The organism is Streptomyces puniciscabiei, from assembly GCF_006715785.1.
Lineage (GTDB): Bacteria > Actinomycetota > Actinomycetes > Streptomycetales > Streptomycetaceae > Streptomyces > Streptomyces puniciscabiei.
The window spans coordinates 19,096-45,396 of sequence record NZ_VFNX01000002.1; the positions used below are offsets into that span (position 1 = coordinate 19,096).

General features: G+C 68.8%; 26 protein-coding genes and 5 pseudogenes. 21 read left to right on the forward strand and 10 right to left on the reverse strand.

All coding sequences use genetic code 11. The features are described 5' to 3' along the window. The first annotated feature begins 117 nt into the window (after window positions 1-117). From FB563_RS30760 to FB563_RS30785, 7 genes are all read left to right on the forward strand, one after another. Window positions 118-801, forward strand: coding sequence for a vWA domain-containing protein (locus FB563_RS30760; protein WP_055708635.1), 684 nt, complete (start codon window positions 118-120; stop codon window positions 799-801). Window positions 802-941: 140 nt separating this feature from the next. Beyond that, the gene (locus FB563_RS30765; RefSeq protein ID WP_142219093.1) at window positions 942-1,820 is read left to right on the forward strand and encodes a protein phosphatase 2C domain-containing protein; all 879 of its coding nucleotides are present in this window, start codon (window positions 942-944) and stop codon (window positions 1,818-1,820) included. Further along, window positions 1,817-3,796, forward strand: a complete 1,980-nt coding sequence (locus FB563_RS30770; RefSeq protein WP_055708633.1) for an LppU/SCO3897 family protein — start codon at window positions 1,817-1,819, stop codon at window positions 3,794-3,796. Before FB563_RS30765 ends, FB563_RS30770 begins: the two co-directional genes overlap by 4 nt. A 77-nt stretch (window positions 3,797-3,873) precedes the next feature. Continuing rightward, a complete protein-coding gene (locus tag FB563_RS30775) occupies window positions 3,874-4,101 on the forward strand; it encodes a hypothetical protein (RefSeq protein ID WP_055708632.1) in 228 nt (75 codons plus the stop codon). Between the two features lie 441 nt (window positions 4,102-4,542). Further along, window positions 4,543-7,044, forward strand: coding sequence for a DNA/RNA non-specific endonuclease (locus tag FB563_RS43145; protein ID WP_167528536.1), 2,502 nt, complete (start codon window positions 4,543-4,545; stop codon window positions 7,042-7,044). Window positions 7,045-7,061: 17 nt separating this feature from the next. Next, on the forward strand, window positions 7,062-7,607 hold the full coding sequence (locus FB563_RS30780) for a hypothetical protein (RefSeq protein WP_142219094.1): 546 nt from the start codon (window positions 7,062-7,064) through the stop codon (window positions 7,605-7,607). Between the two features lie 223 nt (window positions 7,608-7,830). Continuing rightward, window positions 7,831-8,382, forward strand: a complete 552-nt coding sequence (locus FB563_RS30785) for a DinB family protein (protein WP_055704973.1) — start codon at window positions 7,831-7,833, stop codon at window positions 8,380-8,382. Window positions 8,383-8,797: 415 nt separating this feature from the next. On the opposite strand, the pseudogene FB563_RS30790 reads toward FB563_RS30785, so the two are convergent. Beyond that, window positions 8,798-9,400 (reverse strand): annotated as a pseudogene (locus tag FB563_RS30790) (PP2C family protein-serine/threonine phosphatase); the annotation flags it as partial. Window positions 9,401-9,986: 586 nt separating this feature from the next. Here FB563_RS30790 and FB563_RS30795 point away from each other — a divergent pair. Continuing rightward, window positions 9,987-10,994: a YihY/virulence factor BrkB family protein gene (locus FB563_RS30795; RefSeq protein WP_055709896.1), complete on the forward strand. Its 1,008-nt coding sequence runs from the start codon at window positions 9,987-9,989 to the stop codon at window positions 10,992-10,994. A gap of 74 nt (window positions 10,995-11,068) precedes the next feature. Continuing rightward, window positions 11,069-11,248 carry a nuclear transport factor 2 family protein gene (locus FB563_RS43575; RefSeq protein ID WP_055709895.1) on the forward strand — a complete coding sequence of 60 codons (180 nt, stop codon included), beginning with the start codon at window positions 11,069-11,071 and terminating at the stop codon, window positions 11,246-11,248. A gap of 251 nt (window positions 11,249-11,499) precedes the next feature. Here the strand turns inward: FB563_RS43575 and FB563_RS43150 are convergent, their stop codons facing one another. After that, entirely contained in the window at window positions 11,500-11,664 is a 165-nt protein-coding gene (locus FB563_RS43150) for a hypothetical protein (RefSeq protein WP_159045616.1), read from the reverse strand. Between the two features lie 438 nt (window positions 11,665-12,102). Continuing rightward, on the reverse strand, window positions 12,103-12,465 hold the full coding sequence (locus FB563_RS30805; protein WP_055709894.1) for a hypothetical protein: 363 nt from the start codon (window positions 12,463-12,465) through the stop codon (window positions 12,103-12,105). Between the two features lie 383 nt (window positions 12,466-12,848). Between FB563_RS30805 and FB563_RS30810 the strand changes: the two genes are divergently transcribed. Continuing rightward, window positions 12,849-13,511: a hypothetical protein gene (locus tag FB563_RS30810; RefSeq protein WP_142219095.1), complete on the forward strand. Its 663-nt coding sequence runs from the start codon at window positions 12,849-12,851 to the stop codon at window positions 13,509-13,511. Here the strand turns inward: FB563_RS30810 and FB563_RS30815 are convergent. The 3 genes and pseudogenes from FB563_RS30815 to FB563_RS44985 all read right to left on the reverse strand — a co-directional run bounded on the left by FB563_RS30815 (window position 13,508) and on the right by FB563_RS44985 (window position 14,987). Continuing rightward, window positions 13,508-13,771: a hypothetical protein gene (locus FB563_RS30815; RefSeq protein WP_142219096.1), complete on the reverse strand. Its 264-nt coding sequence runs from the start codon at window positions 13,769-13,771 to the stop codon at window positions 13,508-13,510. The two genes, FB563_RS30810 and FB563_RS30815, sit on opposite strands and share 4 nt — an antisense overlap. A 197-nt stretch (window positions 13,772-13,968) precedes the next feature. Then, window positions 13,969-14,136 (reverse strand): annotated as a pseudogene (locus FB563_RS44980) (carbonic anhydrase); the annotation flags it as partial. 728 nt (window positions 14,137-14,864) lie between these two features. After that, the gene (locus FB563_RS44985) at window positions 14,865-14,987 is read right to left on the reverse strand and encodes a hypothetical protein (protein ID WP_267888671.1); all 123 of its coding nucleotides are present in this window, start codon (window positions 14,985-14,987) and stop codon (window positions 14,865-14,867) included. Between the two features lie 149 nt (window positions 14,988-15,136). Here FB563_RS44985 and FB563_RS43155 point away from each other — a divergent pair, with 149 nt between their 5' ends. Beyond that, window positions 15,137-15,313: a hypothetical protein gene (locus tag FB563_RS43155; protein WP_167528537.1), complete on the forward strand. Its 177-nt coding sequence runs from the start codon at window positions 15,137-15,139 to the stop codon at window positions 15,311-15,313. A gap of 93 nt (window positions 15,314-15,406) precedes the next feature. Here FB563_RS43155 and FB563_RS30825 read toward each other — a convergent pair whose 3' ends face one another. After that, window positions 15,407-15,904, reverse strand: coding sequence for a hypothetical protein (locus FB563_RS30825; protein WP_055709890.1), 498 nt, complete (start codon window positions 15,902-15,904; stop codon window positions 15,407-15,409). A 118-nt stretch (window positions 15,905-16,022) separates the two neighbouring features. On the opposite strand from FB563_RS30825, the gene FB563_RS30830 reads away from it, so the two are divergent. From FB563_RS30830 to FB563_RS30845, 4 genes and pseudogenes are all read left to right on the forward strand, one after another. After that, entirely contained in the window at window positions 16,023-17,153 is a 1,131-nt protein-coding gene (locus tag FB563_RS30830; RefSeq protein WP_199833013.1) for a nitronate monooxygenase, read from the forward strand. 649 nt (window positions 17,154-17,802) lie between these two features. After that, complete coding sequence (locus FB563_RS30835) at window positions 17,803-18,570, forward strand: hypothetical protein (protein WP_234358053.1); 768 nt, start codon at window positions 17,803-17,805, stop codon at window positions 18,568-18,570. 82 nt (window positions 18,571-18,652) lie between these two features. After that, window positions 18,653-18,848 (forward strand): annotated as a pseudogene (locus FB563_RS44265) (transposase); the annotation flags it as partial. A gap of 98 nt (window positions 18,849-18,946) precedes the next feature. Then, window positions 18,947-19,755, forward strand: a protein-coding gene (locus FB563_RS30845) for an IS5 family transposase (RefSeq protein WP_411573236.1) whose coding sequence is annotated in 2 segments (ribosomal slippage) — window positions 18,947-19,304 and window positions 19,304-19,755 — 810 coding nt in all. Because the reading frame shifts where the segments join, the coding sequence is not laid out codon by codon here. Window positions 19,756-19,781: 26 nt separating this feature from the next. Here FB563_RS30845 and FB563_RS30850 read toward each other — a convergent pair. Then, window positions 19,782-20,297: a YfbM family protein gene (locus tag FB563_RS30850; protein ID WP_055710354.1), complete on the reverse strand. Its 516-nt coding sequence runs from the start codon at window positions 20,295-20,297 to the stop codon at window positions 19,782-19,784. A 513-nt stretch (window positions 20,298-20,810) separates the two neighbouring features. On the opposite strand from FB563_RS30850, the gene FB563_RS30855 reads away from it, so the two are divergent. Together FB563_RS30855 and FB563_RS30860 are read left to right on the forward strand one after the other, a co-directional pair. Continuing rightward, entirely contained in the window at window positions 20,811-21,380 is a 570-nt protein-coding gene (locus tag FB563_RS30855; protein WP_142219097.1) for a hypothetical protein, read from the forward strand. Between the two features lie 307 nt (window positions 21,381-21,687). Continuing rightward, entirely contained in the window at window positions 21,688-22,251 is a 564-nt protein-coding gene (locus FB563_RS30860; protein ID WP_142219098.1) for a hypothetical protein, read from the forward strand. Window positions 22,252-22,298: 47 nt separating this feature from the next. Here the strand turns inward: FB563_RS30860 and FB563_RS30865 are convergent, their stop codons facing one another. Both FB563_RS30865 and FB563_RS30870 read right to left on the reverse strand, forming a co-directional pair. After that, window positions 22,299-23,048: a transposase family protein gene (locus FB563_RS30865; protein WP_142218408.1), complete on the reverse strand. Its 750-nt coding sequence runs from the start codon at window positions 23,046-23,048 to the stop codon at window positions 22,299-22,301. A gap of 373 nt (window positions 23,049-23,421) precedes the next feature. Further along, on the reverse strand, window positions 23,422-23,595 hold the full coding sequence (locus FB563_RS30870; protein ID WP_142219099.1) for a WHG domain-containing protein: 174 nt from the start codon (window positions 23,593-23,595) through the stop codon (window positions 23,422-23,424). An 18-nt stretch (window positions 23,596-23,613) separates the two neighbouring features. Between FB563_RS30870 and FB563_RS45560 the strand changes: the two genes are divergently transcribed. From FB563_RS45560 to FB563_RS30880, 4 genes and pseudogenes are all read left to right on the forward strand, one after another. Beyond that, window positions 23,614-24,363 carry a helicase-related protein gene (locus FB563_RS45560; protein ID WP_425281744.1) on the forward strand — a complete coding sequence of 250 codons (750 nt, stop codon included), beginning with the start codon at window positions 23,614-23,616 and terminating at the stop codon, window positions 24,361-24,363. 35 nt (window positions 24,364-24,398) lie between these two features. Then, a pseudogene (locus tag FB563_RS45565) lies at window positions 24,399-24,596 on the forward strand (helicase associated domain-containing protein); the annotation flags it as partial. Window positions 24,597-24,927: 331 nt separating this feature from the next. Next, a complete protein-coding gene (locus tag FB563_RS45570) occupies window positions 24,928-25,404 on the forward strand; it encodes a helicase associated domain-containing protein (RefSeq protein ID WP_425281745.1) in 477 nt (158 codons plus the stop codon). Window positions 25,405-25,707: 303 nt separating this feature from the next. After that, a pseudogene (locus tag FB563_RS30880) lies at window positions 25,708-26,144 on the forward strand (cupin domain-containing protein). Window positions 26,145-26,301 lie beyond the last annotated feature (157 nt).

Sequence of the window (26,301 nt, forward strand, 5' to 3'; positions counted from 1 at the left end):
GCATGACCTGGGCTTTTCGTCCGGGGGAAGCCAGCATCGCCGTTGCGGGCCGGCCGCCAGTGGGAAAGACACCAGCCCATTGACGACATCAGCGAGCGAGTGCGAGGAGGCGGATCGATGGCGGACACGAGGGGCGTGCTGCTGCCGACCTACGTCGTGGCCGACGAGTCGGCGTCGATGGGACCCTATGTGAGCGATCTGCAAGGCGGGGTGACCTCGCTGTGCGAGGGGCTGCGCGCGGAGCCGATGATCGCGGCGAAGCTGAGGCTCGCCGTTCTCGGCTTCTCCGACGATGTGCAGGTCAGGCTCGCGGTGGCCGATATGCGTACCGAGACCTCCGTACCGCGGGTGGTCATCCGCGGGATGACCAGCTACCGGGCCGTGTTCGACGACTTGCTGCAGCGCATTCCCGCCGACGTGCGATGGTTGCGCGGCGAGGGCTACAAGGTGCACCGCCCGGTGGTGTTCTTCCTCAGCGACGGTCAGCCGTCGGACGAGCACGACTGGCGTTCCCCGCACGCCGCCCTGGTCGACCGGGACCGGACGCCCACCGCGCCGAACATCATCGCCTGCGGCCTCGGCGACGCCCAGGCGCGGACCATGGTCGATGTCGCTACCCGCCCCGAGTTCGCCTTCGTCGCCAAGCCGGGTACGGATATCGGCAAGGCGGTCGCGGAGTTCTTCCAGTCCCTCACCGCGAGCCTGGTCGCGACCGGCCAGGCACTGAACTCGGCGAGTCCGCAACTGGTGGTCAGCAAGCCGGACCAGTTCACCCTGGCGATCGACGAGGTCGGCCTGTGACGACCGGACACGGGGGGAGCCCCGCGCCGCAGCCCGCGCCTCCCCGGCCGGCGGGCTCACCGGGATCCACACACCCGCCCGCCCTGCCCGGTCCCGCCTTCCCGCCACCCCCCGGCCTGCAGCCGTGGCAGCGGGTCGCGGTGGACATCCCTGGGATGGAGTTCGAGGCCCGGCCTCCTGACCGGTACGCCTTCGACTTCCCCGACAGCGAGTGCGACGGCTGGTCCACCGACCACCTCGCTCTTCGTTTCGCCTCGGTCCGCGGCGCGAAGCACCGTTACTACAGGCAGCCCCGTCAGGACACCGCTCGGGCGGCGGCGCACGAGACCACCGGCAGCGTGGTGTTCGCCGTCGCCGACGGGGTCTCCAGCGCCACGGAATCACATCAGGGCGCCGTCGAGGCGTGCCGCGCGTCCGTCGAGCGCATCCTGCACCTGCTCGATCAGGGGCCCGGACCGCTGGATCTGGCCGATGCCGCGGCCTACGCCGCCTCGCGCCTCGGCGAGTTGGCGCGATGGCTGCTCGGGACCGCCGACCCCGGGACCGAGGAGGTGGCACGGCTGTGCGCGACCACGCTGGTCGCCGGCGCGGTCCGCCCCACCGCCGGCGGCCCGCGCGTCGAGCTCTTCCGGATCGGGGACTCCGGCGCCTGGCTGCTGGACCGGGCGAGCGGCCGCTACCACCAGGTGTTCGCCTCGAAGACCGGGACGGACTCAGTGCTGGTCACCAACGAGGTGGCGCCGCTGCCGCGGATCCCCGGCAGCTTGGAGCAGGCCGCCTTCCACTTGTCCGGCCACATAGTGCTGTTGACGGGCACCGACGGGTTCGGCGATCCGCTCGGCGACGGTGACGGCGCGGTCGGCGCGCTCTTCGCCCACCATCTCGCCGAACCCCCGCCGCCGTTGTGGCTCGGACACGTCCTGGACTTCTCTCGTGAGACGTTCGACGACGACCGCACCTTGCTCGCCGTCTGGCCGCAAGCGGCCGCGGGGCCGGCACCGAAAGCCGGGCCGCAATGAGCGCCCCGCGCCCCGCGCCCATCGACATCACGACGCTGACACTCGGAGACCGTCTCGGACAGGGCGGCCAGGGTACCGTCCACCAGGTACGGAACAAACGCATCAACAAGGGGCGCCCGGACGGCGACTGGCCGGTCGTCTACAAGGAGTACAACGCCGCCGTCCTACCGGCCCTCGACACCACGGCACTCGAATCCGCCGTGGCGCTGCTCAACCGCCTCCCCGACAGCGAGGGGCGCTGGCTGTGCGACAAAACCGCGTGGCCGGCCGTCGTCGTCCACCGCCAAGGCCAGGCGTGCGGGTTCCTGATGCGCGCGGTCCCTGACCGCTTCCGCTTCACGCTCCGGTCGCTGAACGCGGTACGCCCAGGGCAACGGCGGCTGGCCACCGTGGAGTTCCTCCTCAACGACGACGCCTACGTCGCCGGGATCGGCCTGACCGTGGGCGACCGCGACCGGCTCCTGCTGCTGGCCGATCTGGCCACGACCCTGCACCGCCTGCACGCGTTCGACATCACGGTCGGCGACGTCTCCCCGAAGAACCTGCTGTTCGCCCTCGCTCCTCAGCCCGAGTGCTTCCTCATCGACAGCGACGCCATGCGTCTGCGGGGCGCGAGCGTGCTGCCGCAGGCCGAGACCCCCGACTGGCAGGTCCCGCCGGGCGAGGAGCGCGCCACCGCGGCAAGCGACGTCTACAAACTCGGGCTCCTCGCCGTCAGGCTCTTCGCCCGCGACCAGACCACGACGGACCCGGCGGCCCTCGCCCGGACCGGTTCACGCCTCGGTGACCTCGCCCGCGCCTCCCTCGACCCGGAACCCGCCCGCCGTCCGAGCGCGGCGGCCTGGGCGGAGGAACTGGCTGCGGCGGCTGCCACTGCGACCAACCAGCCGAAAAAGAACCAGCAGAAGCAGAAGCCCAAGCCCGCCCGGCAGCCCGCCGGACCGGCAGTCGCCGGCCGCGGCTCCGGCCGGCCGGGAGGTGCCGGAGCAGGACGCACCGCGGGGCCGGGAATCTCCCCCGGCACCACGGCGGCCGGACTCAAGCAGGCCCTCGGCACCCTCGCCGCGATCGCAGCCCTCGTGGCAGTCATCGCGGGCGGCCACCAACTCCATTCCCGGGCCGAAGCCGTCAGGGACACTCATGGCCCCACCCTGAGCAGCCCGCCATTTCCTGACCCGTTCAGCACCTCTTTCGACCCCGCCGACGGCACCGCGGGAAACCTTGACGATCCGTACAACAAGCCCGGCGGCGGCACCTCCACTGACCCCGCGGATCCGGCCCCGGACACGCCGTCAGCCACTCCCACCGATCCCATCGGTACCGCCGAGGTCGGCGACTGCTTCGATGACCACGGCGGCGGCAAGCAGGCCGATCTGAGTCCAGCCGACTGCGCCGCAGGCACGTTCAAGGTCGCCCGGATCAAAACCGGGACCACCGACCTGAACAGCTGCGACGGCGTCACCGACAGCGACGAGAGCGTCTCCTCCGCTGCCTACGACCGCGTGCTCTGCCTCAGCTACCAGAGCTCCGGGGGGAGCGCGTTCCACGCCCACCAGGGCGACTGCGTCTTCGGTGCCCCCGGCGCCGAGGAGTGGTCGACGCAGTCCTGCCGGACCGGCACGTTCAAGGTCCTTGCCGCCTACCGCGGCACCACCTCCCATGCCAAGTGCGAAGGCTGGCCGCACTACAACTACTGGCGCTCCATGAAGGTCGCCGGCAACTCGGCCCTCGACGTGATGCTGTGCCTGTCCATGAACTACCCGGACGACGCCGGCTACGCGGTCCGGAACGAGTGCCTGGTCAAGTCAGGCAACACCTTCACCAACGTGGGTGACTGCGGGAAATCCAACGTCTACGTCACCGGACGCACCAGCACCTACAGCGACGCCTCGTTCTGCGGCAGCGACGGCTACACCACGTGGCCCTCCACCGACTACCCCGCCTTCGCCTACACCGTGTGCTGGCGCTGGCGCTGACCCCCGGGCCCAGGCAGGCACCAGCCCCCGCAGCACCTCATCGCGCCCTATTTGTCACACATCGTTCAGGAGTCGCCATGGCGTACCGCTACTGGTGCGGCGAATGCAGCTTCAAGTCGTCCTGGGGAACCGAGTCCCAGGGCGAGAAGGAACAGCTCGAGCACTACCGGGTCCACCACCCCGGGCTCGTTCCCGGCGGGCAGATCGAGACCAACCGCAAAAACCCCGAGGGCGGAGGAAGCTGCCTCGCGATCATCGCCATCGCGGTCCTTCTCGTGTTCCTCGCCGCTTCGTGCCACCACTGAAACCCGTCCCAGGAGCTCGAGTTGTCCTCTTCGCAACCGCCCCACGGGCCGGCCGACCGACCTCGCCCCACCTGGCAGGACCCGCAGCCGCCCCACGGGTCCGCCGGCCGGCCCCGCCCCACGTGGCAGCACACCCCCCGAGCCACCCCGCCTCCACTGGGCCGCCCCGCCCCCTCCGGTGCCCCGCCCCTTCCGCCGCCGCCCCGTGCTTCCCAGCCGCCGACGGCGCCTCCCCCGCCCCCTGCTTCCCCGCCGCCCACGGCGCCTCCCCCGCCCCGGCCGCCGCAGCCACCCGCGGGACCTTCGCTGCCGGCCCGGCCCCACGCGGCAGGAACGCCGACCGGTTCACCGCGAGCGGTCGCCCGGTGGTTCCGGCACACGCGTGCCCGGTCCCTCACGGCCGCGGGCGTCGCCCTGGCCGTACTGGCGAGCCTGCTGTACGTGCTGTGGCCGAGCACGTCGAACGGGTCGGGCGGTCCCGGGGACGCCAAGCACGAGGCATCGGCGCCCCGCGTGTCACCGGCCCGGCAGGGCGCGTCGGCGGCGCAGGCACTGAGCGCCCTGCCGGCGGTGGACCTGTCGATGGTCTACGCACTGACCGAGCACGCGCCCATGACCCGGGCGAACCTGACGGTCAACAGCGCAGGGCAGGCGTCGGGAACCCTCAGCGAACCGGTGACCGGGAAGTCCACCCTCGCATGGTCCGGCGACCAGCTCTACCTGAAGGGCGACTCGGCCTTCTGGGCGAAGCAGAATCCCCAGTTCGGCCACGACCTGACCAGCACCGGTCACTGGGTCGCGCCGCAGAAGCGCTCCGGTTACTACATGCTCGACAGCTTCGGGGTGAACGTCGGCTCGCTGACGCCGGCCTCACTCGCCGCGCTGGTCCGGAAGGTCACCTCCGACCCCGAGGCGGTGCGACAGGACGGCGCGACGTTCCAGGGCCGTAAGGCGGTCGCGTACACCTCGCAGGGCTGGACGGTCGTCCTCGCCGCGGATTCTCCCTACCCGGTCCTTGCCATCGGCGGGGATCCCGGCCACGACGGCCCCGTCAAGTCCGCCGTCTGGCACTCCGCCCAGCGCACCGGGCAGGCCGCGGAACCGGCGGACTACCGTACGAACGCCGTGCCGGCCGATGACAGTGACTTCAGCAGCTACCTCGTGCTGGAGCCGAAGCCGGCCACCACCAAGCAGGCCGCTGTAGCCCGGACCGCCACTGCCTCGGCTGTGGCGACCGCCGTCCCGCCCGCCACGTCGGCCGAGGCGGTCTCCAAGACCATGGGGCCGGCCTTCACCATCACCAGCAACGACGCTTACCTGTGCACGACCGACCCGTGCTCGTACTCCTACACGGTCACCAACAGCGGCGACCAGGCGGGCGCGGCCACGCTCTTTCTGTCCCTGCCGAGGGTGCCCGACCAGCCCCACCCGCTGGGCACACTGCAGCCCAAGCGGTCCAAGACGGTCAGCGGCACCCGCCCCAACATCGCGTGGGGCACCGGACGGACCGTGAACCACACCGACTACGCCTGGGTGTACTCGACCGCCGAGTACGGCCCCGACCCCAAGGTGGGCAGCCGACTTCACGCCCGCAACCTGCGACCGAGCGACCTCTCATTCAGCACCCCTTTGCAGCCCACCGTGGCAGGGCTGCTCGACGCGATGACCAAGGACCGGCCGACCAGCGACACCGAGGCGGGCAGCAAGGCGACCGACGCGATCGAAAAGGCCAACGACCAAGGAGAGCTGCCCGACCTGGGGGAGATCGTCGACTCCGGCCGACTGGGCAACCCGCAGGACCTGCGCGAGATCCTCCCCACCACCGACAAGGTCGACAACCAGCGCGTGCTCCAGCAGATCGCGCTGCTGCTCCAGACCGACCCTCACGCGCACGTCACCTGGACCACGCCGTCCACGGCCGGTGGTACGACACCCCCGGCGGACTACCTCTACACCACCACCGAGCAGGGTCAGCAGGTCCAACGTGCCGTCAAGGCGGAAACGGTACGGAGCCCGGCAGAACTCGGGACGCAGGCACGCCTCGGCGCCGCGCAACTCAATGGCGCACCCCTGGACTCCGGCTCGGCCAACGGCCAGAAGGTGCGGTCCGGTTACGAACGGGTGCTACGGCTCGACCTCGAACCGTTCGTGGGCCCGCTACTGGACCTGGCCACCACGCAGGACCTGGAGCACTCCCTTTCCACGGGCCAGCAGTTCCAGCAACTGCGGGACAGCCTCTGCGAGCCGAACAGCGGTGGCCCCCGCATCGATCGCCTCGTCATCGTCAACGCCGCCGGCACCCATCAGTGGACATCCCCGCGCCAGGTCGGCGCGAGTTGCGGTTCCGGCGGGACCTCGGCATCGCCGGACCCATCGAGCAGTAGCGGGCCGGACAGCAAGCCGACCTGCCTGACGCAGACCTTTCCGCCCGGTACTGTCGAGCGCAACGGGCCGGGCTGGATCAACTACGCCCCTCTCGGGCCACACAACCGGGCCACGGCGGCCACTGCGTGCTTGAAGCTTCCGGTCGGCGGCGACGGGACAGCACCTTCCACTAACAACATCGCCGGCTTGGAGGAGGCCCAGAAACGCGCGGCTGCGCTGTTCCCCCGGGCGCGCGGGAGACTGGTCGACCGCTGTCACCTGATCCCCAGGATGTTTAACGGCCGCGGTGTGCAACGCAACATCGCGCCGTGTTGGAGGACGCCAGTGAACGTCGGTGAGATGACGGACATCGCCAATGCAGTAAACGCTTACCTCAACAAGGGAGGAACCGCGCTGCTGACGGTGGCCTGCAGGTACAACGACAGCGCGGCAGAGATCCCGTACGAGTTCATCTTCAGAGCCACCGCATGGGACTCCGACGGAAACCAGCACTCGCTCCCGCTACCCCACGGTGGCACAGTCCAGAATGTCAAGAGCGGGAAGAACCTCAGGCCCTGACAGATGGTGTACCAGTGATGCGGGATGACATTGCCGCGTTCGCGCGGATCACCGGAGCAGTGCCCAGGACGGCGGGGCCAGTCCTGCCATGGGGCAACACCCGGACCTTGTTCGGCATCGACCTGCCCGCCGACTACCGGGCGTTCGTTGACGCATACGGGCCCGGAACGGTGGGCAGCCGACTCACGCCGCTGATCCCACTGCCCCCGTACGGCGCCGGGATCGCCGCCCTGAGACCCGTCCTGGACGCCGCTGCCGAGATCGGCACCCTGCTGCGCGGCCTTCGAGAGAAGTACCCGGAGGCGTTCCCGTACTTCTTCTACCCCGAGGCCGGGGGTCTCCTTGCCTGGGGCGACGGCGACGGAGGGAAACAGTGCTTCTGGCTGACAGAGGACGCGGATCCGGACGCCTGGCCGGTCGTGGTGTGGGACAAGGCGAACTGGCGCCGTTACGACATGGGCATGGTCGCCCTGCTGAACCGCGCCCTCGGCCGGCAGGACGCGTTCCTCGACGAACTCGTCGGGCCCAGGCCCGGGGAGCCGCTGTGGAGCCCCGAACTCTGAGCCGTTCGCCGTGTCTCCCGGGGCTCGTACCTAAAGTGGGAAGCAGCGGCCTGGGAGGGGGATGACATCGGTTCACAGAGTCGCGGACTGGCGGACCTACAGGCTTCCGGACTCCGGGCGGGGGCTACGACCTATCCGGCGGATCTTGTGGCTTCGAGTGAGCGGTTCGTTGCGGTTCACCCGTTGGCTGCGCTGCCAGCTCCGTTCGCTAAGGTCTGCGGCCATGACCGAGAGCCAGACCGAAGCTTGGCCGGAACCTCCCCTCGCCGGCACCGAGGTCGCAGCGATCCTCGGCGCCGTCGAGCGTCAGCGGGCTACCCTTGCCTGGAAGTGCTCCGGCCTGGACGCCGCCGGTCTTCGCGCCACGCTCGGCACGTCCGCCATCACTTTGGGCGGCCTCCTCAAGCACCTGGCGCACGTAGAAGACAGTCACTTCGCCCGGTTGTGGCTCGGCTCCCCCGATGGTGCTCCCTGGGACACCGTCGACTGGGACAGCAATCCCGGCTGGGACTACCGCTCCGCCGCCGAGGACACCCCCGAGCAGCTGCGCGTTCTCTGGCAGGAATCGGTCGCCCGTTCACGTGCCATCGTCGACGAGGCGCTCAGTACGGGCGGGCTGGACCAACTCGGCGCCTACACCACCCGTAGCGGCGAACGCCTTAACCTCCGCCGCATCCTCCTGGACCTCATCGAGGAGTACGCCCGCCACGTCGGTCACGCCGACCTCATTCGTGAATCCGTCGACGGGCTCACGGGCGAGGACCCACCGAGGTGAACTGAAGTACGTCGTGGCGGGATGGTCGTCTTCATCATGCTCACCGCTGATAAGGGCATGTTCCGGCCGAGTGATCACGCCGGAGCCATAAACGGATGGCGGCGGTGGTCACGGTGCCGTAGGGAAGACGTAGGCCCTCTTGTCGTAGCGGGTGACGACGGCCCGGGAGTTCTTGAGCCGGTTGATCGTCCACACAAGACCGGCTCACCGGGCAACCGCCCTGTGAGCGCCAGCTGGCGCCCGTCCGGCACCGCCGGTCTGCTGCGATCGTGTCGGCTGTCGGTGAAGGCGCCGATGCCCGGATACGGCTGCTGCTGGAGCGTTTCTGCGGAGGGGCGGACACCGAGGCGGTGTTCTTGCTGCGCGAACGTCCACAGCCGCCGCCACCGGGCGGTCGCTGAGCGGGCGGTCGGGTTCAGAGCCGGATGATGATCAGAGCGATGTCGTCGCGGGCGCCGCCGGCCACGCCGAGGTGGGCGAGCAGGGCGTCGGCCATGGCCTCGGGCGCGAGGGCGCGGGAGCGGGCCAGGGCGGCGGTGAGGCGGCCGAGTCCGGTGTCGATGTCTTCATCCCGGCGTTCGATGAGCCCGTCGGTGTAGAGGACGAGGGTGTCGCCGGGGGTGTAGGTCTGGCCGGCCTCGGGTCGGGGGACGTGCTGCATGCGTGCGGCCAGGGGTGGGTCGGTGGCCTGGTCGAGCAGGTCACAGGTGCCGTCGGGGTGGAGCAGGATCAGGGGCGGGTGGCCTGCGCTGCTGTAGATGATCAGGTGGCTGGTGGGGTCGATGAGGGTTTTGACGGCGGTGGTGTTCAGGGCGCCGTGGACGGAGCGGGCGTACAGGCCGACGACTTCCAACGCCTGAGCAGGGCGTTCCAGGGCGCGGATGGCGGCGGACAGGGCACTGCGGAGCATGCCCATGAAGGCGGCGGCCTCAAGGCCGTGGCCGGTGATGTCGCCGACGGCGGCGGCAAAGCGGCCTTCAGGCAGATCGACCAGGTCGTACCAGTCGCCGCACACGTCGCCGGGCGCGCGGATACGGAGCTGGCTTTCGTCCTGCTCCGGCTGGCCGAGGACATCGTCTGGCCCGTCACCGCCGTGGACGGAGACAGCGAGCCGTGCGCGGACTCCTTCGCGCTGGACGAGGTCGGGTACGTACTGCTGTCCGCACTGCGCGAATGGGCACGGGAGTCCCCCACCACGGCGGCGCCGGGCATCGCCCGCAGCAAATCCGGTTCACGGCGAATGTCGTCACGGACCCCGACCACCCGGACACCGCCGACACCCAGGGCCAGCGCTCCGAGCCAGCCCAGGCGTACAGCAGGCACCTTGTGCCACCTCCCGATCGCGGTGCCCGGACTCCAGGCACGTCACCTGGTGCCCCTACCCCGACGTGGCGGCCGCACGAGGGCGACGGGCCGGGCCGGCGAAGAGAGGGGCAGCCGGGTTCGTAGGCGAGCGGTTCATGGCCAAGGCCTGTGGCAGGCGCAAACAGGGTGCGCGGACGGACTGATCATGAGGGCCGGTGTGGAACCACTCTGCTGGGGGCACCGGAATGCTCAGGAGTGGGCCGAGGTGCGGGCCCGCACCGAAGGGTGTGGGAGGGCACATGGACGTGCTGGCCCGGCTGGACCGATACCAGCGGCGGCACCGGTGGGCGGGTATGCCGATCGCGGTGGTGTACAAGTTCTTCGACGACCAGGCCACATACCTCGCCGCACTGCTGGCGTACTACGGCTTCGTCTCCCTCTTCCCGCTGCTGCTGTTCCTGGTGGCGATCCTCAGCGGCGCCCTGCACGGCAATCCTCAGCTCCAGCACTCGATGCTGCACTCAGCACTCAGCGACTTCCCCGTGATCGGCGACCAGCTCGGCCAGAACATCCACTCCTTCCACGGCAGCGGCGCGGCCATCGCGGTCGGCATCAGCGGCAGCGTCTACGGCGCCCTCGGTATCGCCCAGGCGGTCCAGCACGCCCTGAACAAGATCTTCGCCGTGCCGCGGCACACCCGCCCCGACCCGCTGCGGTCACGGGCCAAGAGCCTGTACTTCCTGCTCCTGCTCGCCGCCGGCCTGTGCCTGACGACGGCCCTGTCCACCGCGGAAGGCGCCGCCCTCCTCTTCGGAACCCGCCTGGCAGTCGGCATCCGGACTGCCGCCGGTGTCGCGGGTGTCGGCCTCAACGCCACCCTCCTGCTGCTGAGTTACCGACTCATGACCCGGCGCGAACTGCCTGCGCGCAGCATGTACGGGCCGGCCCTGGGAGCCGCGTGTGCCTGGCAGGCACTGCAGTGGGGCGGCACGTACTACGTCGGCCACGTGCTGCGGGGCGCCACGGCGACCTACGGAATGTTCGGCATCGTGCTCGGCCTGCTCGCCTGGATCTACCTCGCCGCCATCGTGTACCTCACCGCCGCCGAGATCATCGCCGTGCGCCGCCTTCGGCTGTGGCCGCGCAGCCTGGCCACGCCCTTCACCGACCACGTCCACCTCGCCACCGGCGACCTGCGCGCCTACCGCACCTATGCGACCACGGAGTCCTTCAAGGGCTTCGAGAAAATCTCCGTCCGCTTCGGCGAGCCACCGCCGCCGGCCGTGGGCGACAAGGGGCCCCCGTGAGCCGCCGGAAGGGATCACCGAGTACGCCGGTGGGCCTGGACGGCGGTACGCGGCACCCCGCATGATCACATCTCATGACGGACGCTGAGGAGACAGTGGAACGGCAACTCGCCGCGTACAACGATCACGACATGGAAGCCTTCGTCGCCACCTACGCCGACGACGTGCGCGTGCGTCTGCGTGATGGGACCTACCTGCGGGGCCCCGACGCTCTGCGGGAACGGTATGCAGCCCAGTTCGCCGAAGGCCGGTGAAAGGCGGAGATCGTCGGCGGGCTCACCGAGGGCGAGTGGGTGGTGGACCACGAGATCGCCCACGGACTGGGCGACGTTCCCCTTCGTGTCCTGGTCGCCTATCACGTGCGCGCAGGGCTCATCGACCGCATCAACTTCCTCGGCTGAACCAGCGCCCCGCAGATGAGAGCTGGGCCAAAGCCGGCAGAGGTTGAATAGCAGACGACCGGCCAGGTACCGGCCGACCGGGATTTCCCCTCCCAGACGAGACGTCAGGCAGAGAGCCGCAGCAGGATCACCGCCCGCGCGAAGCGCACCACCAGCGCGTCGGCGAGGACGGCCCGCTCGTACTGCAACGGGACTCGGGGTATCTCCCACTCCCCCGGCTCCAGGTCCGAAGCCGGGACGCGGCCGACGTGCCCGGGGCTGCCGGTCACGGTCCGGTGCGGCGGTCGGCGGACGTCGGGCGGTGGCCGTGGCGGCGTCTACGGACGACGTACACACCGAGCGCGGTGAGGACCAGCAGGCCACAGGACACGCCGGGCTAGCCGGTGCCGGGGCCCGCGGTGACGCTGCGCTTGGCGACCGGACCGGACAGTTGGTTGTCCGCCCGACACTGCAGGCGCACAGTCCGTGGCCCGCCGCCTTGGTGAGGCGGCGGGCCACGACGGATACGGCGAACTGGGTGGTCAGCCCACCAGGTTGACCGCGCGGGACGAGGTGACGCCGATCTCCTCGGCGATCTCGGCCAGCACCGGCTGTGGAATGGAGTCGTCCACGATCAGTGCGACCAGCCCGGCCGCCTCGCCGTCGCCGCGAGCGCACCGTCCAAGTGATGGATGGGTTGCTGGGCTACGAGCGGGCGGGTGCGTGCGTCACCTCGTGCCGTGCTCCTGTGGCCACTGTCCGGTGATCTTGCCGTCGGGCGTCAGGGTGAACCGGGTTCCGTCCATGTCCGTCGTGGCACTGGCTCTCGTGCCGTACGCCTCCATGGTGAAGTCCTCGGCTTTACCCATGTGCACGTGCGCCTCAGCGGCGTTGCTCCACGAATTGACCCGCACCTGCACTCCCCAGTGGTTCACTTGCGACTTCTCCCGCCACGGCCCCCAGCTGCTCTGCGGCAGCAGCCCTGTGCCTCGGCCCGAGAACACGTACCAGCTCGCGAAGCCAAGCAGGGTCACAGCGGCGACGAGCGCAAACGCGGCCGACCGGCGACGGATGCGGGAGGAGAGAGCCACTTGATGGGTTCCTTCATGGTTCGGGGAGCGCTTCGCCGCAGTCCAAGACGGTCCCCGGCCGGGCCGCGTTCCTGACCGCCGGGATCAATCAGCTGAACCCCTCACCTGTCCAGGTCAAACTGTTGCGCCGTCAGGCCGACCTGGAGACCAGGGGGGCCGCGCTGCTGAGGGCCCTTGTCGGCATCGAACCGGACCGTGAGAAGCGAGCATCTGGCCCGCGCCGAGGTAAGCGGGCGCTGGCTGGCGTGCCAGCGATGCAACACCAGCCATCAAGACGGCGCTAAAGATGGCTACTTCTCACGTACAGTCGTTCGAGCGTCCGGCATGATCAACACGCGTCGCGTGACCAACGGCGTGTCGGCAACAGCTATGTGGGGAAAGACATGAAGAAGCGTCCACAGTCTGCCTTGGCCCTCGGCACTGTCATCCTCGCCACGACCACGCTCTTCGGAGCGACAGCTGGCAACGCATCGGCTGCGCCGGGCGACGACGCACCTCAGCAAACTCTGCAGGGTGTCCTGGCGGATCTGACCGCGCAGCACGGCGACAACGGCGGCGGTTCATTCGACAGTCCGGAAGGGCAGCGCCTGCTCGCCGCGCTCGAAGCGGATGGTGATGGCAGGAGCGGCGCCAGCGTGTCCGCCGCAGTGGTTCCGGACGCGGTCGCACCGGCCGCCACGACGAGAAACTGCACGGGCACGTTCAACGACACCTCGGCCACGGTGACGCTCCAAGAGAGCAATGCCAGCATCCCCTGGAGTGTCCGTCTCGCACCGGCCAACGCCTCGCTGGGAGCCGTCAACTTCAGCAATCAGAGCTTCGCAGACAACTACCAGGCAAACAGCTACCAGCCGCACAACGAGCCGTGGAACTACTGGTTCCACGGAAATCTGGGCAACCCGTTCTCGATCGTCCGCAGCAGCCTCAAACACCAGATGCACAATGGTTCGTCGGTGTCCTTCCTGTGGTTCTGGCACAGCATCGCCAGGCCCACCTCCGGCGGGTACGCGTGGGTGAACTGCACCTACCGGCCCGGCGTCAACTAAGGGGAAGCATGGACCAGGGGATTGACGAGCCCTTCCAGGCAGTGCTGCGCGATCTCGTTGCGTCCGGACTGTCTGCCCGACTCAAAGAGGACAGCAGCGGCTTGACCGATGGACTGCTCCGAGCAGACCTGTCCGTGGCCGGCCGGAGAATCGGGCATCTGGCAGTGGATCCCGCACAGGATCTGGACGGGTGTATCTGGGTGCTCGCCGACCAAGTACAGGACCTGGTCCTTGAGGAAGTGCGCGACGAGGAAGGTCATGCCATCGTCTGGCCGCCCTGTACGGAAGGGCACCAGCACCCGATGCGCCTTTCATCCGATCCAGGTCATCCTTACTGGTCCTGCCCCGCACGACCGGAAGTGGAAATCCGAGTCGGGGCGCACCCCGGTCGTCGACCCTAATTTCCCTACACGCCTCCATTCCCAAACGCAGCCGGTAGGAGCGGAGCAGAGCCGGCGGTGTGCCTTATGTGCTCGGCGAGGATCTGATCAGGTTCGACCTCTCCGGTGGCTCGCGCGGCCAGCACGATGGGGGTCACCCGCTCCACGACGTCCCGGACGTACCCGGCCGGTGTCATACCGTTCTCCGAGGCGGCGCCGGCCGCGCCGCACGAGACATGGCCGAGCGAAGGCGTCGCGCGGCGTCGGGGTGTGGATCTCGGTCATGGCGCAGCCTACGAGCCGGACCGTTCGTTGTCAGTGCATGGATGCTCACAACGCTGACGCGCAGCCCTGTACGGCCTCGCTGGAGGTGTACTGACTCCCGTACTGGTCGGACAGTCACAACGATGCCGGCGCGCATGGACGCGCGACGGACCGGCTGGCGTCGTGGAACGGACGGGCGGTGATAGTCGCCATCGCGGTGGCCACCGTGATCCTCGCGGTGGTGTCCGTCGTGGTGCGTGACCTGCCCAGGTGAGTCTCTATGAGCTGTTCGGGGAACTGGTGGTGCCCGGCTGGCGTGCCGCAGCCGGCCGGCCATCCGATGGGCCGCAGGATGACCGCCCGGGCGGGCGGTGCGACGGGCCCGATTTCCCGGCGGCGCCTGCGCATCCCGCGGAGTGTGCGGATCCTTCGGGACCGCCCGCCCGGCTGCACCGTTCTCCCAGCGGTGCAGCCGCCCCGTGCCCGTGCACCGCGTGCACACAGGTGCGGGCCGCGACCTTGGTGGTGCGGTGAAGGGCGGCCTGATACGCCATGGCGTTCGGTGCTGACTGCAGTCACAGGCTGATCGCCACGAGGGGCCCTCATGCCATGCTCAACGACGCACATCAACATCCTGAGCATGGACCCGACTGCCCCACCAGGAACTGCGAAGCCTCAACGGCCGGGCTCAAATGCGCCGCCGTTGGCACTACAGACCGCGGAGTTCTCGGATGATGACCTTCAGGCCGTCGATGAACTCCAAGGTGGACGGGATGGTCCGGCCCGCCGGGACGGTGTCAGTGTGGCCGTTGCCCTGCAGGATGAGCGGCACGTACGGCGAAAGGCTCGCGCAAGACCAAGGACAGCCGGTTACGGTGCTGACCATGGCGACCAGCCCCCGATCTGCTGGCGCTGCCTGATCCGGCCCCGCCGACGCCGCCGGCCGCGAAGCTGCCGGACCATCCGGCCTACCGGCAGATCATGGCGGTGTTCGCTGCGGCCGACGTTCCGCTGCGGGCACGGGCGGTCTGCGAGGCGATGGATCTGGAGATCGCGCCCAGCAACGTCAACAACGTCCGGCTGAAGCTCAAGCGGCTGGTCGAACACGGGGTCCTGATCGAGCCGGCGCAGGGAGTGTTCACCCAGCCACGGCCGTAGGCACCCGGAGAGGCCACCATCCCGACAGCCCCAGCTGCAAGCGCGAAAAGGCAGCACGTCACTTACGCCCTCTGAAGCCCGGTCGACCAGCGCTCAGCGGTGGGTGGCGAGATGTTTCTGCAACTGGGCGTGGCGGAACTGGTAGACGCCTCCCACTCGCCTCAGCACCCCCCTGTGCTCGTGTGCGTCCACCAGGAAACCCACGAAGCGCCAGGGCAGCCGCCCGGCGAGACACAACCAGCCCTTGGTGACGGCGTACATCCCCCAGGCGCTCTCGCTGAATCCCGCGCCCGCGAACAGCACGGCGAAGAACAGCCCGACACCCAGGACGGCGGTGGAACCGACCGCCAGGCCGGCGAGCCCGAAGGAGAGCAGCCAACCGAGTCCCATCGTCGCGGACATCGCCCAGAAGACCCGGCGATCGCGGACCAGGAACGCCCGCGGTGTGGCAGCGGTGGTCAGATCGGCTGGAACCCCGGCGACGGCCCCAGACTCCCAGGCGTACCAGACGGCGACCGTCGCCACCGCGCTCACCGCCGCGCAGCCCACCAGCACCCCAGTGAGGCCCGCCGTCGCGAACCCGACCCCCACCCCGGTCGCCGTGAGGGCGATCCCGCCGGCCGTGAGAGCGGCCGGCCACCGCAGGCGACCCAGCGGGGGACGTACCGTCGCGCTGGAACGAGCGTCCGCGGCGGCCGCTCCGCCCGCGGTGGCCCCGAAGAACAGACCTAGTGCGGCGCTGACCGCCACACTGATCGAACTGCCGGTGCAGAGTCCCATCGCCACCGCGAAGACCACGCCCAGTGTCCCGGCAAACACCGCGACGAAGAGCCGACCCGGGGCCGCGCGACGCGGCTGCCACCAGGCGATGTCGGACCGGCCCACCCCGGGGATGCCATATCTGACGGCCGCCTCCCTGGCTGAGCAGCTGACCGTGACGCGCCGGCTCACCAGCGAACCCTTCGGTGTCAACCTCTTCGTGCCCGGGGAACCAGCCCGGCAAGACGACGTGGCCCGATATGCCGCATCCCTCGCCGACACCGCCCGTCACGCAGGCATCGAGCTCGGCGATCCGGTGTTCGAGGACGACGACTGGACAGCCAAACTCACCCTCCTGCTCCACGAGCCCGTCCCAGTGGTGTCCTTCACCTTCGGCTGCCCCGACGCGGAAACCGTGACCCGCCTGCAAGGCGTGGGCAGCGAGGTCTGGGTGACGGTCGGCTCTCCCCAAGAAGCCACCGAAGCCACCACAGCAGGCGCCGACGTGCTCGTGGCACAGGGCAGCGAGGCAGGCGGACACCGAGGCGGATCCGACGACGACGCCAGCATCGGCCTGCTCAGCCTTCTGCAACTGCTGGCGGCGCGCACTCACCTGCCTCTCGTCGCCACCGGCGGCATCGCCACCGGCGCCGCAGTCGCCGCTGTCCTCGCCGCAGGTGCCAGGGCAGCGGCACTGGGTACCGCCTTCCTGTGCTGCCCCGAGGCCGGCACGGCCCCCGTACACCGCGAAGCCCCGCACCGGTCCGCCCCCACAGCCGTGACCCGCGCCTTCACCGGTCGTGCCGCACGCGGCATCCGCAACCAGTTCCTCGACCAGCACACCGCGCACGCCCCCGCTGCCTATCCAGAGGTGCACCACCTGACAGCCCCCCTGCGTCAGGCGGGCCGCGCCCGCGGTGAAGCGGACCTCGTCAACCTCTGGGCAGGACAGTCCTATCCCCTGGTGCGCGATCTACCGGCCGCCGACCTAGTCCGCCGCATCGACGCCGAGACCCAAGCCGCACTTCAGGCGGCACTGTCCGCCGTGAACCGCTCCGACTCCCCAGCCGCAGACCAGTAAGAGAACGCAACCCGCAGCTGTCCAATGCTGCGCTGGCCGACCAGAGCTGACGAAGCGCTGCTCCCAGCCCGTGACCGTCCTGGAAACACTGCCCAGATCGCCGGCACCGGCTTCCCGACCGCCCGTCCCACTCCCCCACCACGGCGACGTCGGGCATGTCGGGGTACGTCCTTCTGTGCCCAGGCGGGTACGGAGAACGTACCCACTTTCCGCATATCCGGCCCCGTGCATCCTGGTCAGTGCTGCGGAGAGGGTTGAATGCGCATGGGGTCAGCGGCCTGTCGTAGGGTCCCGGCAAGAGTCCCCCAGTCCTTTCGGAGCGCCTGTGCCCCGCCTTGCTCGCCTTGTGACTACGCTCGCGGCCCCTCTCCCATTCTCCGGGGCCGACGCAGCGCCTCATCTGGAGCCCCGGCTCACATCGCGGCTCCTCGTACAGCGAGGGGACACAGAGCTGATCGTCCAGGAAGTCCAGCCGCCGACCACGGCCTCGACCGTCTCCTTTCCGGCGCCCTGGCCTCGCCGGTTCGGCACGAGCGCAGTGTCGCCTGCCGCTGACCTGGTTGTCTTCACCGGACCGCATGCACTGCGAGCCGTTGACCAGTCGGGAAGCCCACGGTGGGAACTGCGGCACCGCTGCTGGGCAGGCTGCGTGGGGCACACAGACTTCTCCGAGTACGCGGACGACAGAGACCACCGCTATGCCAACCGTGGCTCGGCCGGCTTCTCCTTGGACGGGAATACTGTGTGGGCCCATGTCCACGGTCCTCTGGAGCACGACGCCTCGGACCACGACCGCGGGGAAGAGTGGCTGGTCATCGACGCCGCTGACGGCACGGTGCTGGCCCGCACGCAGACTCGCACGGCCGCGGCGGGCTCCCTCCACGTTCCGCATCCGGACCCCGGCCAGATGGGTCTGACCATCGGAGAAGGCCAGGACGGATCACCCCTGCGCTGGGGGAAGTGGGACGGTCACGCCCTCATTGTCCACAGCTTCGGCGACGAGGACCGTGTCCTGCTGGGAGTGAGCCCGAGCGGAGATCGTCTGCTCACAGTGACCCATGACCAGGACGTTCTCGCCGTTCATCTGGTCGCCGACGGCTCCGTGGTGGCCGAACTCAACGCGGACGTGCTTCCCCCGTATCCTGCGTTCGAGGAGGAGACCACAGATGACGAGGCGCAGGCGTTTTTCGGCTACGAGGGCGGCTTCGTCGACGAAAAGACCCTCGTCGTCGGGACCGTCGAGAGCGACGAGGAGTTCAGCACAGGCCGGCACTGGCTCGTCGACGCGGTCCACATGCAGCTGATCGACCAGATCACCTATCCCTTCGAGGTGCCCGGCCTGCCCAAGGCTCTCGGAGACGGCACCTGGTACACCGTGTCCAACCTCGACCACGCCCTCCACATCTGGGCTCTGTAACGGCGTTGCCCACGATCAGGCGTACCCGAACGCTGAGCACGTTCACCCGTACGCGGCTGGGTACGTTCGCGTGTACGCCGACATGAGCAGGTCCCGCTGCTATCCGGCCGACACCTTCGACGACGAGTGGGCCCTGATCGAGGCCCTGCTGCCGCTGCCAGCCTGCGAGATGCCCACCGGGGACGTCCCGAGAAGCCCGGCGCGAGATCGTCGACGCGATCCGCTACGTCGTCGACACCGGCTGCAAGTGGAGGACCCTGCCCAAGAACTTCCCACCCTCGATGATCTGGGTCGGAGATCTCCTGCATGCAGCCGATTGATGACGACGTCACATAAGAGGTCGTTTCTTTTGGTGTGGTCGCTCGTTGAACCGTGCATGACGGATCTGGTTGAGCGGTTGGTGCCGGATGAGTTGTGGGTCCTGTTCCGGCGGGTGGTCCCACCGACTGAGGTGAAGCGTCCGCAGGGCGGGGGTCGACGGCGGGCAGGTGACCGAGAGACTCTGGCGGCGATCATCTTTGTAGCCACCTCGGGCTGCACTTGGCGTCAACTGCCGCCCGTGTTCGGTCCGGCCTGGCCCACGGTCTACCGGCGCTTCGCCCAGTGGAGCCGGGCCAGGGTGTGGGCTCGTCTCCACCGGGTCGTCCTCGACGAACTCGGCGCCCGCGGTGAACTGGACTGGTCGCGGTGCGCGATCGACTCTGTCAGTGTCCGGGCGGCAAAAGGGGGCCACTGACCGGACCGAATCCGACCGACCGCGGCAAGAGCGGATCGAAAATCCACCTGATCACCGACCGGAACGGTCTGCCCCTGTCACTGGGCATCTCCGGCGCCAACATGCACGACAGCCTCGGCCTGGAACCGCTCGTGCGTGGGATACCGCCCATCCGCTCCCGGCGCGGCCCGCGCCGCCGGCGACCGGCCAAGCTCCATGGCGACAAGGGATACGACTACGACCACCTGCGCCGATGGCTCCGCAAGCGAGGCATCCGTCACCGCATCGCGCGCAAGGGCATCGAGTCCTCCACACGGCTGGGCCGCCACCGCTGGGTGGTCGAGAGGACGGTTTCCTGGCTGGCCGGATGCCGCCGCCTGCACCGCCGCTACGAACGCAAGGCCGAGCACTTCCTCGCCTTCGTCGGCATAGCCGCAGCCCTCATCTGCCAACGCCGTCTGGACAGATGATCCGAGCAGACAGGCTGGGAGCCGCGTCAGACCAGCATGAGGACTACGCCATCGCCTGCGGTGGCGGCAGCGGACAAGAACCGGGTCAGCTCCTCGTAGCGGTGCTGCAGGGTGTCCAGGTCCGAGGGGACCTCGGTTTCGGATTCCGGCAGGGGGTAGATCTCGGCGCTGCGCATGGCCGCCAAGTCGTAGTGTCGGGCCAACTCGTCAAACGGTGTGGTGGCGAGGCAGCCGCTGGCCCGGGCGACGTCCTCGGGGCTCAAATACCTGGCGGGGCCGAAGTCCATGTCGTCCTCCAACGGAAGCTCAGCCCCTCCGTGGATGACATCGACCGGCATGCCACCGTGGGCGGCAATGAGGTAGTGCAGCTTGTGCCACGACTTCTCGATGCTGAAGTAGGGCGCCTTCTCGGGTGGAAGCGGGTCCTCTTCGGCCCAGGCATCACCCAGCTCGTCGATGTGTTCCTGCGCCCAGGACGGATCGCTCAACGACCGCTGCAGCTCAGCAGGGGAGAGACGGACGTACTCGCAGTGGATGCCCATGGACGCGAACCCTAACCGCAGACTCTGACATCGCTCCGGTCACATCCGCCTACTGCCTGCCGATAGCCATAAGAAACGACGTCTAAGTGGTGGTGGAGCAGGTACGCCTCGTGAGCGGCCTCCGGATGACCGGCTCAGGTGGGACGGCGATCCGGCCCACGGTGCCGCCTCATGACCTGTCAGGGGCAACAAGCTCCGGCGGCATGAGGTGCGTCGGCGCAGGCCAGCATCTTGTGCCCCTGGACTGAGAGGTCAGGACCGTTACACTGCCTGCGCTGATCGAACTGATGACCCAGGGGTGGGACTGTGAATCTCAAGGCCCGGCGCGTTGCGTGCGCAGCGGTTCTCTCGTTGTGCATTATCCCGGCGTCGGCGTGCAGCAGTGGCAGCGGAACGGCCCAGGCACACCAAACTCCTGCGCCAACTGCCGCAAGGCGGTCGACGCAGTCGAGTACCGACCTCACCGGCTCACCAACAGGTGCCGCTTCGCCTTCGGTGGCGAGTGAGACGCCGATGACGGAGAACCAGCTCAAAGCTGCCGTGATAACCGCCGCAGATGTTCCGGGACTGCGAGCTGACACAGCCCGGGACAGCACCGGGATCATGAGCCGAAAGCTCACAGCGAGCTCCGGAGGGCCGGTCTGCACGGAATTCCTGAACGCTTCCAACGCGTCCGCTGACTCCTACCATCCCTCTTCCGAACTGGGTAGGGCCTTCACTGCCAACACGACCGCCGGAACGATGCTCATCAGGGTCTCGTTGGTCGGCCATGCCTCATCGGCCGATGCGCAGCGGGTCATCAAGGAAACTCGCAGTTCCGCCAAGAGATGCCCCCATCTCACAGATGGAACACAGCGCATGAACTTGGCCCCCCTGAAACTGCCGGTGATGGGCGACGATTCCACCGTTACCCGTGTCGGTCTGATTTCCAGCAGGCTGAGCGAATGCGCGACCATTGGCCTGGTGCGAGTGGGCACAGTAACGCTCACCATCACGGTATTCGCACGTGATGCCTATTACCCCAACCTGCTCCAAGAGGTGGCGAAAGCGTCCGTGGGCAAGCTCCAGAAAACAGAACGCTAGGTCGCAGTCTCCCGTTCCGATGCACACCTGACATCGCGGCGCCGCGGAAGGTGATTGCGTCCCGGTCCGTGGAAATCTGCCCAACTACCGCACCAGAACGAGCTGAGAGCAGCGGGCAATGATGGGCGGCCGAGTCCGGACGGATCACGGGTCGAACCTTCTCCCAGGTCAGAGCTTGAACCGACCGTCAGTGATCGCAGCTTCCCAAGCTGAGCGCACTTGCGCGAAGGCCGTTGCCGGCGAGGCTCCGAATGATCGTAGGATCTGCTCGCGCACGTGACGGCACGGCGCGAGGAGGAGGGGATTCATGAGGCTCTTCAGGTGGGGAGTCGCGGCAGCAGCGACGGGGGTGAGCGTGCTGGCCATGCTCCCCGGCACAGCTCAAGCCGCGCCTACAACGTCCGCCAGTGTCAAGCCGACCTGTTCCCTCGGCGAGATCACTGGTTCGGGCAACGGGTCCGGCCAACCGATCTCCACGAGGGCCGGGCAGAACCTGGTCACCCACACCACCGTGCGCAACGCCAAGTCGGCGCCGCTGTCGGGCGTGTTCTTCGACTACCAGATGGCGGCGCCCAGCAACCACAAGGGCGCGGCGCCGACGGTCTGGTGGAAGTTCAACGGCGGGTCATGGCATCACCTGATCATGACCTGGCACCCGGCGACCAAGGCGTCGACCGCACAGTGGGTCGGCGGTGATGCTGTCCTCGGCAACCTTCCCGGCAACACGACCCGCAAGTTGGAGATGACCGTCGACTATCCGTCGGGCGCCACGCAGGGCTTCTACCCGGGGACCCTGCTGGCAGGAGCGAAGACGTGCGGATATCAGTTGCTGGGAGCAATCCCGGTGACCACGGCGTACGAACCACGGTAGTCACATGTCGCAGGTATGCCGACAGGCTCAGCTGTGAGTGAGCCTTTTCAACGTTGCCTCTCCAGGGTGAGGACTGCGGCGGCGATGTCCGTCATGCGGTTCGGGCTGCAGCGGCTGCGGCGGAAGATCCGCCAGGACTTCAGGCGGGCGACACCTCGTTCGACGGGAGCGCGGGCCTGGGCGAGTGCCCGGTTCAGCGTCCGCTCGGTCGGTGACAGTTCGCCGTTGGGCGGGCGGCGGATGGCGGTGGTGGCCCAGGAGCCGGCGCCGATGTAGGCGCGGTCGGCGACGATCGGGACGCCCTGGCGTTCGCAGATTCGGATGATGCGGTGGGTGCGTGCGGCGGTCAGATCGTGAGCACGGCCCGGCAAGGCCGGCGAGATCCACAGAAGCTGGCCTACGGGATCGGTGACGACCTGCACGTTCACGCCGTGGCGCCGGTGCTTGTGGGAGTAATCGGCGCGTCCGTCGCCCAGGCGGTCGCACTCGCTGAGGGTGCCGTCCAGGAGTACGTAGTCCGGGTCGTGCTCGCGCAGGGTCTTGAGCAGGCCCGGCGCCCGGTCGGCGAGGAGCCGCACGACGGCGGTGGTGTAGGCGTGGGCGGTGCCGACGGATATGCCGAACCCGGCGGCGATCTGCGCGAGAGTCTCGTGCTTGCGCAGGTAGGCGAGAGCGACGAGGGCGCGCTGGTGCGGCGGGAGCTTGCAGCGGCGGTCACCCTCGCGGGTGACGATAAGCATCGTGACCCACTCGACCAGCGCATGAGGCAGGTCGAGTGCGGCAGGATAGGGAACCAACAGGGCTCCTGGACCGGCAGGTTGAGACTTCGAACACCTCACCCAACGGCACGGGAGCCCTGTCCGTTGCGGGCACCAAGGTCATCACCCGATCGGTGGCCACGCTGAAAAGGCTCAGTGTCTCACTGCGTGACAGCGCCGACGGACGGCGGCGGACACTCGCGTACACCTACGGACTGTCGCAGCAGGTGAGAGTCACACCGGCCCAAGGTCGAGCCACCGCCCAGGTTGCTTCGGGACGAAGAGGTCCGTGGGTTCAAATACCGGCACCCCGACGTTGAAGTACAAGGTCAGAGGCCGGTAGCAAACGTGCTACCGGCCTCTGACTCTCTGGCGGGTCGGGGGGTGGGGGTTTCTTCCGCGCCTGTTGGCGTCAGATGCCGCGTTCGATCATGTCGATGACGTGCCGGCCCGCGTCGTGGGCTTGGGTGGGGTGGAGGCCGCGCAGGGGGCCGTCGATGAGGAGGACGGCGAGCCCGTGGACGGCGGACCAGGCGAGGAACTCGGCGCCGGGGCGCCGGTCCTCGGCCAGGAGGCCGGTGTCCACGAGGCCCAGGTCGTTTGCGTGGACATCACCGACACCCAACTCCAGGCCGCCCAACTCCTGGGCGCCGCAGGCCGCTCGGACGAGGTCCGCGGGGCCAGGCTCGCCGCGCTCCAGACCGCGCTGGTGAAGGCGTCGGCCGAGGAGAACTTCCGGCGCACGTTGGTATTCCACCACCTCGTCAAGGAGGCCGAAGCGTTCGCGGCCGGCCTCCCCGATGTCGCTGCGCAACTGCACGCCACCGACCCCGAGCTGTACCCCGAGATGATTTGGGCCAACTGGCTGTGTGGGGAGCACAAGCCCAACCACCGGCGGCGGGTTCTCACCGAGTTCACCGACGGGATCGCCACCGACGGCACGATCGTGGAGAAGGCCTTCCTGGGCTCGGTGAAAGTGCTGGGCGAAGGCGTCGACACCCGCAACTGCGACAGCGTCTACTGGGCCGACGTACGCGGCTCCATGCCCGACCTCGTCCAAGCCGTCGGCCGTGCACTACGCATGCAGCCCGGCGAAGGGAAGGTGGCCAGCCTCGTGGTGCCGGTCCTGCTCGGGCCCGGAGAGACGGCAGACAACATGCTCACCAGCCGGGCGTTCGGCGGGCTGGCCAAGCTACTGGAAGCCCTCCGGGCGCACGACGCCAGGGTCGTGGAGGCTCTGGCGCAGCAGCAGGCGCCAAGCCGTGTCAGGGGTGTTCAGAGCCGCAGCGGGGGCTCGGAGGGAGAAGGCGAGGGGGAAGGGCCGGGCCGTCGACTCCTGCCCGCCAGCTGCTGAAGTTCTCAACGCCCCGCGACCCCGCCCAGCTCGCGGTGTTCATCAACCTGCGAGTCCTCAACCCCGAGCACGAACACTGGCGACGCGCCATCGAGGCCGCCGTCATCTACAACCGCGAGCACGGCGACCTGAAGGTACCGTTCACCTACCGCGTGCCCGGCGGCGACGACCAGGCGGTGCAAGCCGAGGGGTGGCCGGCCACGCTCACCGACTTCCCCCTCGGGCAGTGGATCGCCGACAACCGGCGCTTCTACGCCCGCGGCCGTCTGGACCCCGACCGCATCGAACAGCTCGGCATGGTCTGGTCGCACTACGACGTCGCATGGGAGGAAGGACTCGCCGCCGCGCGCGCGTGGGCCGCGCAGAACGGGCACCTGCTCGCGCCGCTGGACGCCACCTACCAAGGTCACAAGGTCGGCATGGCTCAAGAACCAGCGAGCCGCCGCCCGCAAGGCAGCCGAGATCGAACAGCGGCGTACCGAAGGCCTGCCGGGCGGAGCGCTGTCGCAGGAACGGCGCGAGCAGCTGGACGACATCGACCCCTCATGGTGCCCCGCCTGGCCCGTGGAAGGGCAACGCGCATTCCACCTCACCCGGCTCCACCTCGAAGCCGACGGCAAGCTCCCGATGGAGCCGGGCGACGTCGTGCACCAGGGCCAGGACCTCGGCCGATGGGTACGCTCCGTCCGCCTCGGCTGGGACAAACTCACCACCGTCCAGCAATGGATGTGTGAGCACATCCTCGGAATCGAGCCCGCGGCCGAGGACGAGAAACCGAAGCCGCGCCGTACGCAGGCCGACAAATGGGCCATGAACTACGCCGCCGCCAAGCAGTACTACGAACGCGAAGGACACCTTCGGGTACCACGCAAGCACATCGAGACGATGGTCGTCAGGGACGCGAAGAGGGGCAACGGCGAGAACCAGGAGGAGCAGCAGATCTGGCTCGGGGCATGGATCGGGAACCAACGCAGCAGAGCCGCCACGCTGCCCCCGGAACGGGTGGAACAACTCTCCGCCATCGGCATGCGATGGTCGTAGCGGTAGTCCTGCTCTCCTGCCGCACGAACGGGACAGCTCCGGCCGATATCCCACGGGCTCCGCGGCCCGCCTCCGCAGCCAGCAATCCAACGCGGACAGCGCCCGCCGCCCGCACCCTGCGTCACCGGCACAGTGTTGGGCATGGCAGGCGCGGAGCCAAGAGGCAGGGCCGACCGGCGTACCCGGAAATCGACAGGCCCGGGATATGGGGGGCGTGGGAGGCGGTGCCGCCGGCTCTCGGATTGTGGCGGTTGCCGACGGAAGGCAGGGTGGTCTCGAGACGGGCTCACGGAGGTGTGGCGCATGTCGGAGAAGAACCCGGAGCACGGGACCGCCAATGAGGTCTCCCTGCCGCCCGAGGTCCAGTTGCTGCAGGAGGTCACCCCCCCTTCTTTCCCGAAGGTGGTTCGGGAATGACCATTCTCGTCGAGTGGCCTCCCGGTCACCCCGGGCTCCCTCCGCATCGCCACTCGGGCCCGTCGTTCGGCTACGTGATGGAGGGCGCGCTCCGGTTCGAGCTCGAGAGGGAGCCGGAGCGAGTGGTCGAGGCCGGTGGGACGTTCTGGGAGCCGGGCGGCGACGTGATCCACCATCAGGATGGCAACGCCCTGTCGGACGCGCCGACCAGGTTCGTGGTGACCATGGTGTGCGCGCCGGGTCAGCCGATGCTCACGGTGGTCGACGAGGAGGAGCTGAAGGAACGGGCGCACCTGCGCGCCCCGCGTCCCTCCGAAGGCTGACCTGCGAGATCGGCACGCGTGGGTTTCTGCCTTGCCGCCGCGGTCTGTCTCTTCACGATTGAGCGGGGAGCCACAATGCGCTCCATGGCGTTGTAGGCCTGATAGCTCAGGCTGACGCGACAACGGAGGACTGGGGACTGGGCAGGTCTGCGCAGCA

Excerpts from the sequence above, each read along its gene's own strand:
- FB563_RS30810 (WP_142219095.1), top strand. The coding sequence starts at position 12,849 with ATGAAGAAGCGTCCACAGTCTGCCTTGGCCCTCGGCACTGTCATCCTC.
- FB563_RS30780 (WP_142219094.1), top strand. The coding sequence starts at position 7,062 with ATGCGGGATGACATTGCCGCGTTCGCGCGGATCACCGGAGCAGTGCCC.
- FB563_RS30860 (WP_142219098.1), top strand. The coding sequence starts at position 21,688 with ATGAGGCTCTTCAGGTGGGGAGTCGCGGCAGCAGCGACGGGGGTGAGC.
- FB563_RS30770 (WP_055708633.1), top strand. The coding sequence starts at position 1,817 with ATGAGCGCCCCGCGCCCCGCGCCCATCGACATCACGACGCTGACACTC.
- FB563_RS43575 (WP_055709895.1), top strand. The coding sequence starts at position 11,069 with ATGACGGACGCTGAGGAGACAGTGGAACGGCAACTCGCCGCGTACAAC.
- FB563_RS30775 (WP_055708632.1), top strand. The coding sequence starts at position 3,874 with ATGGCGTACCGCTACTGGTGCGGCGAATGCAGCTTCAAGTCGTCCTGG.
- FB563_RS43155 (WP_167528537.1), top strand. The coding sequence starts at position 15,137 with ATGGCGGTGTTCGCTGCGGCCGACGTTCCGCTGCGGGCACGGGCGGTC.
- FB563_RS30760 (WP_055708635.1), top strand. The coding sequence starts at position 118 with ATGGCGGACACGAGGGGCGTGCTGCTGCCGACCTACGTCGTGGCCGAC.
- FB563_RS30850 (WP_055710354.1), bottom strand. The coding sequence starts at position 20,297 with ATGGGCATCCACTGCGAGTACGTCCGTCTCTCCCCTGCTGAGCTGCAG.
- FB563_RS30795 (WP_055709896.1), top strand. The coding sequence starts at position 9,987 with ATGGACGTGCTGGCCCGGCTGGACCGATACCAGCGGCGGCACCGGTGG.
- FB563_RS30855 (WP_142219097.1), top strand. The coding sequence starts at position 20,811 with ATGACGGAGAACCAGCTCAAAGCTGCCGTGATAACCGCCGCAGATGTT.
- FB563_RS30785 (WP_055704973.1), top strand. The coding sequence starts at position 7,831 with ATGACCGAGAGCCAGACCGAAGCTTGGCCGGAACCTCCCCTCGCCGGC.
- FB563_RS30815 (WP_142219096.1), bottom strand. The coding sequence starts at position 13,771 with ATGACCTTCCTCGTCGCGCACTTCCTCAAGGACCAGGTCCTGTACTTG.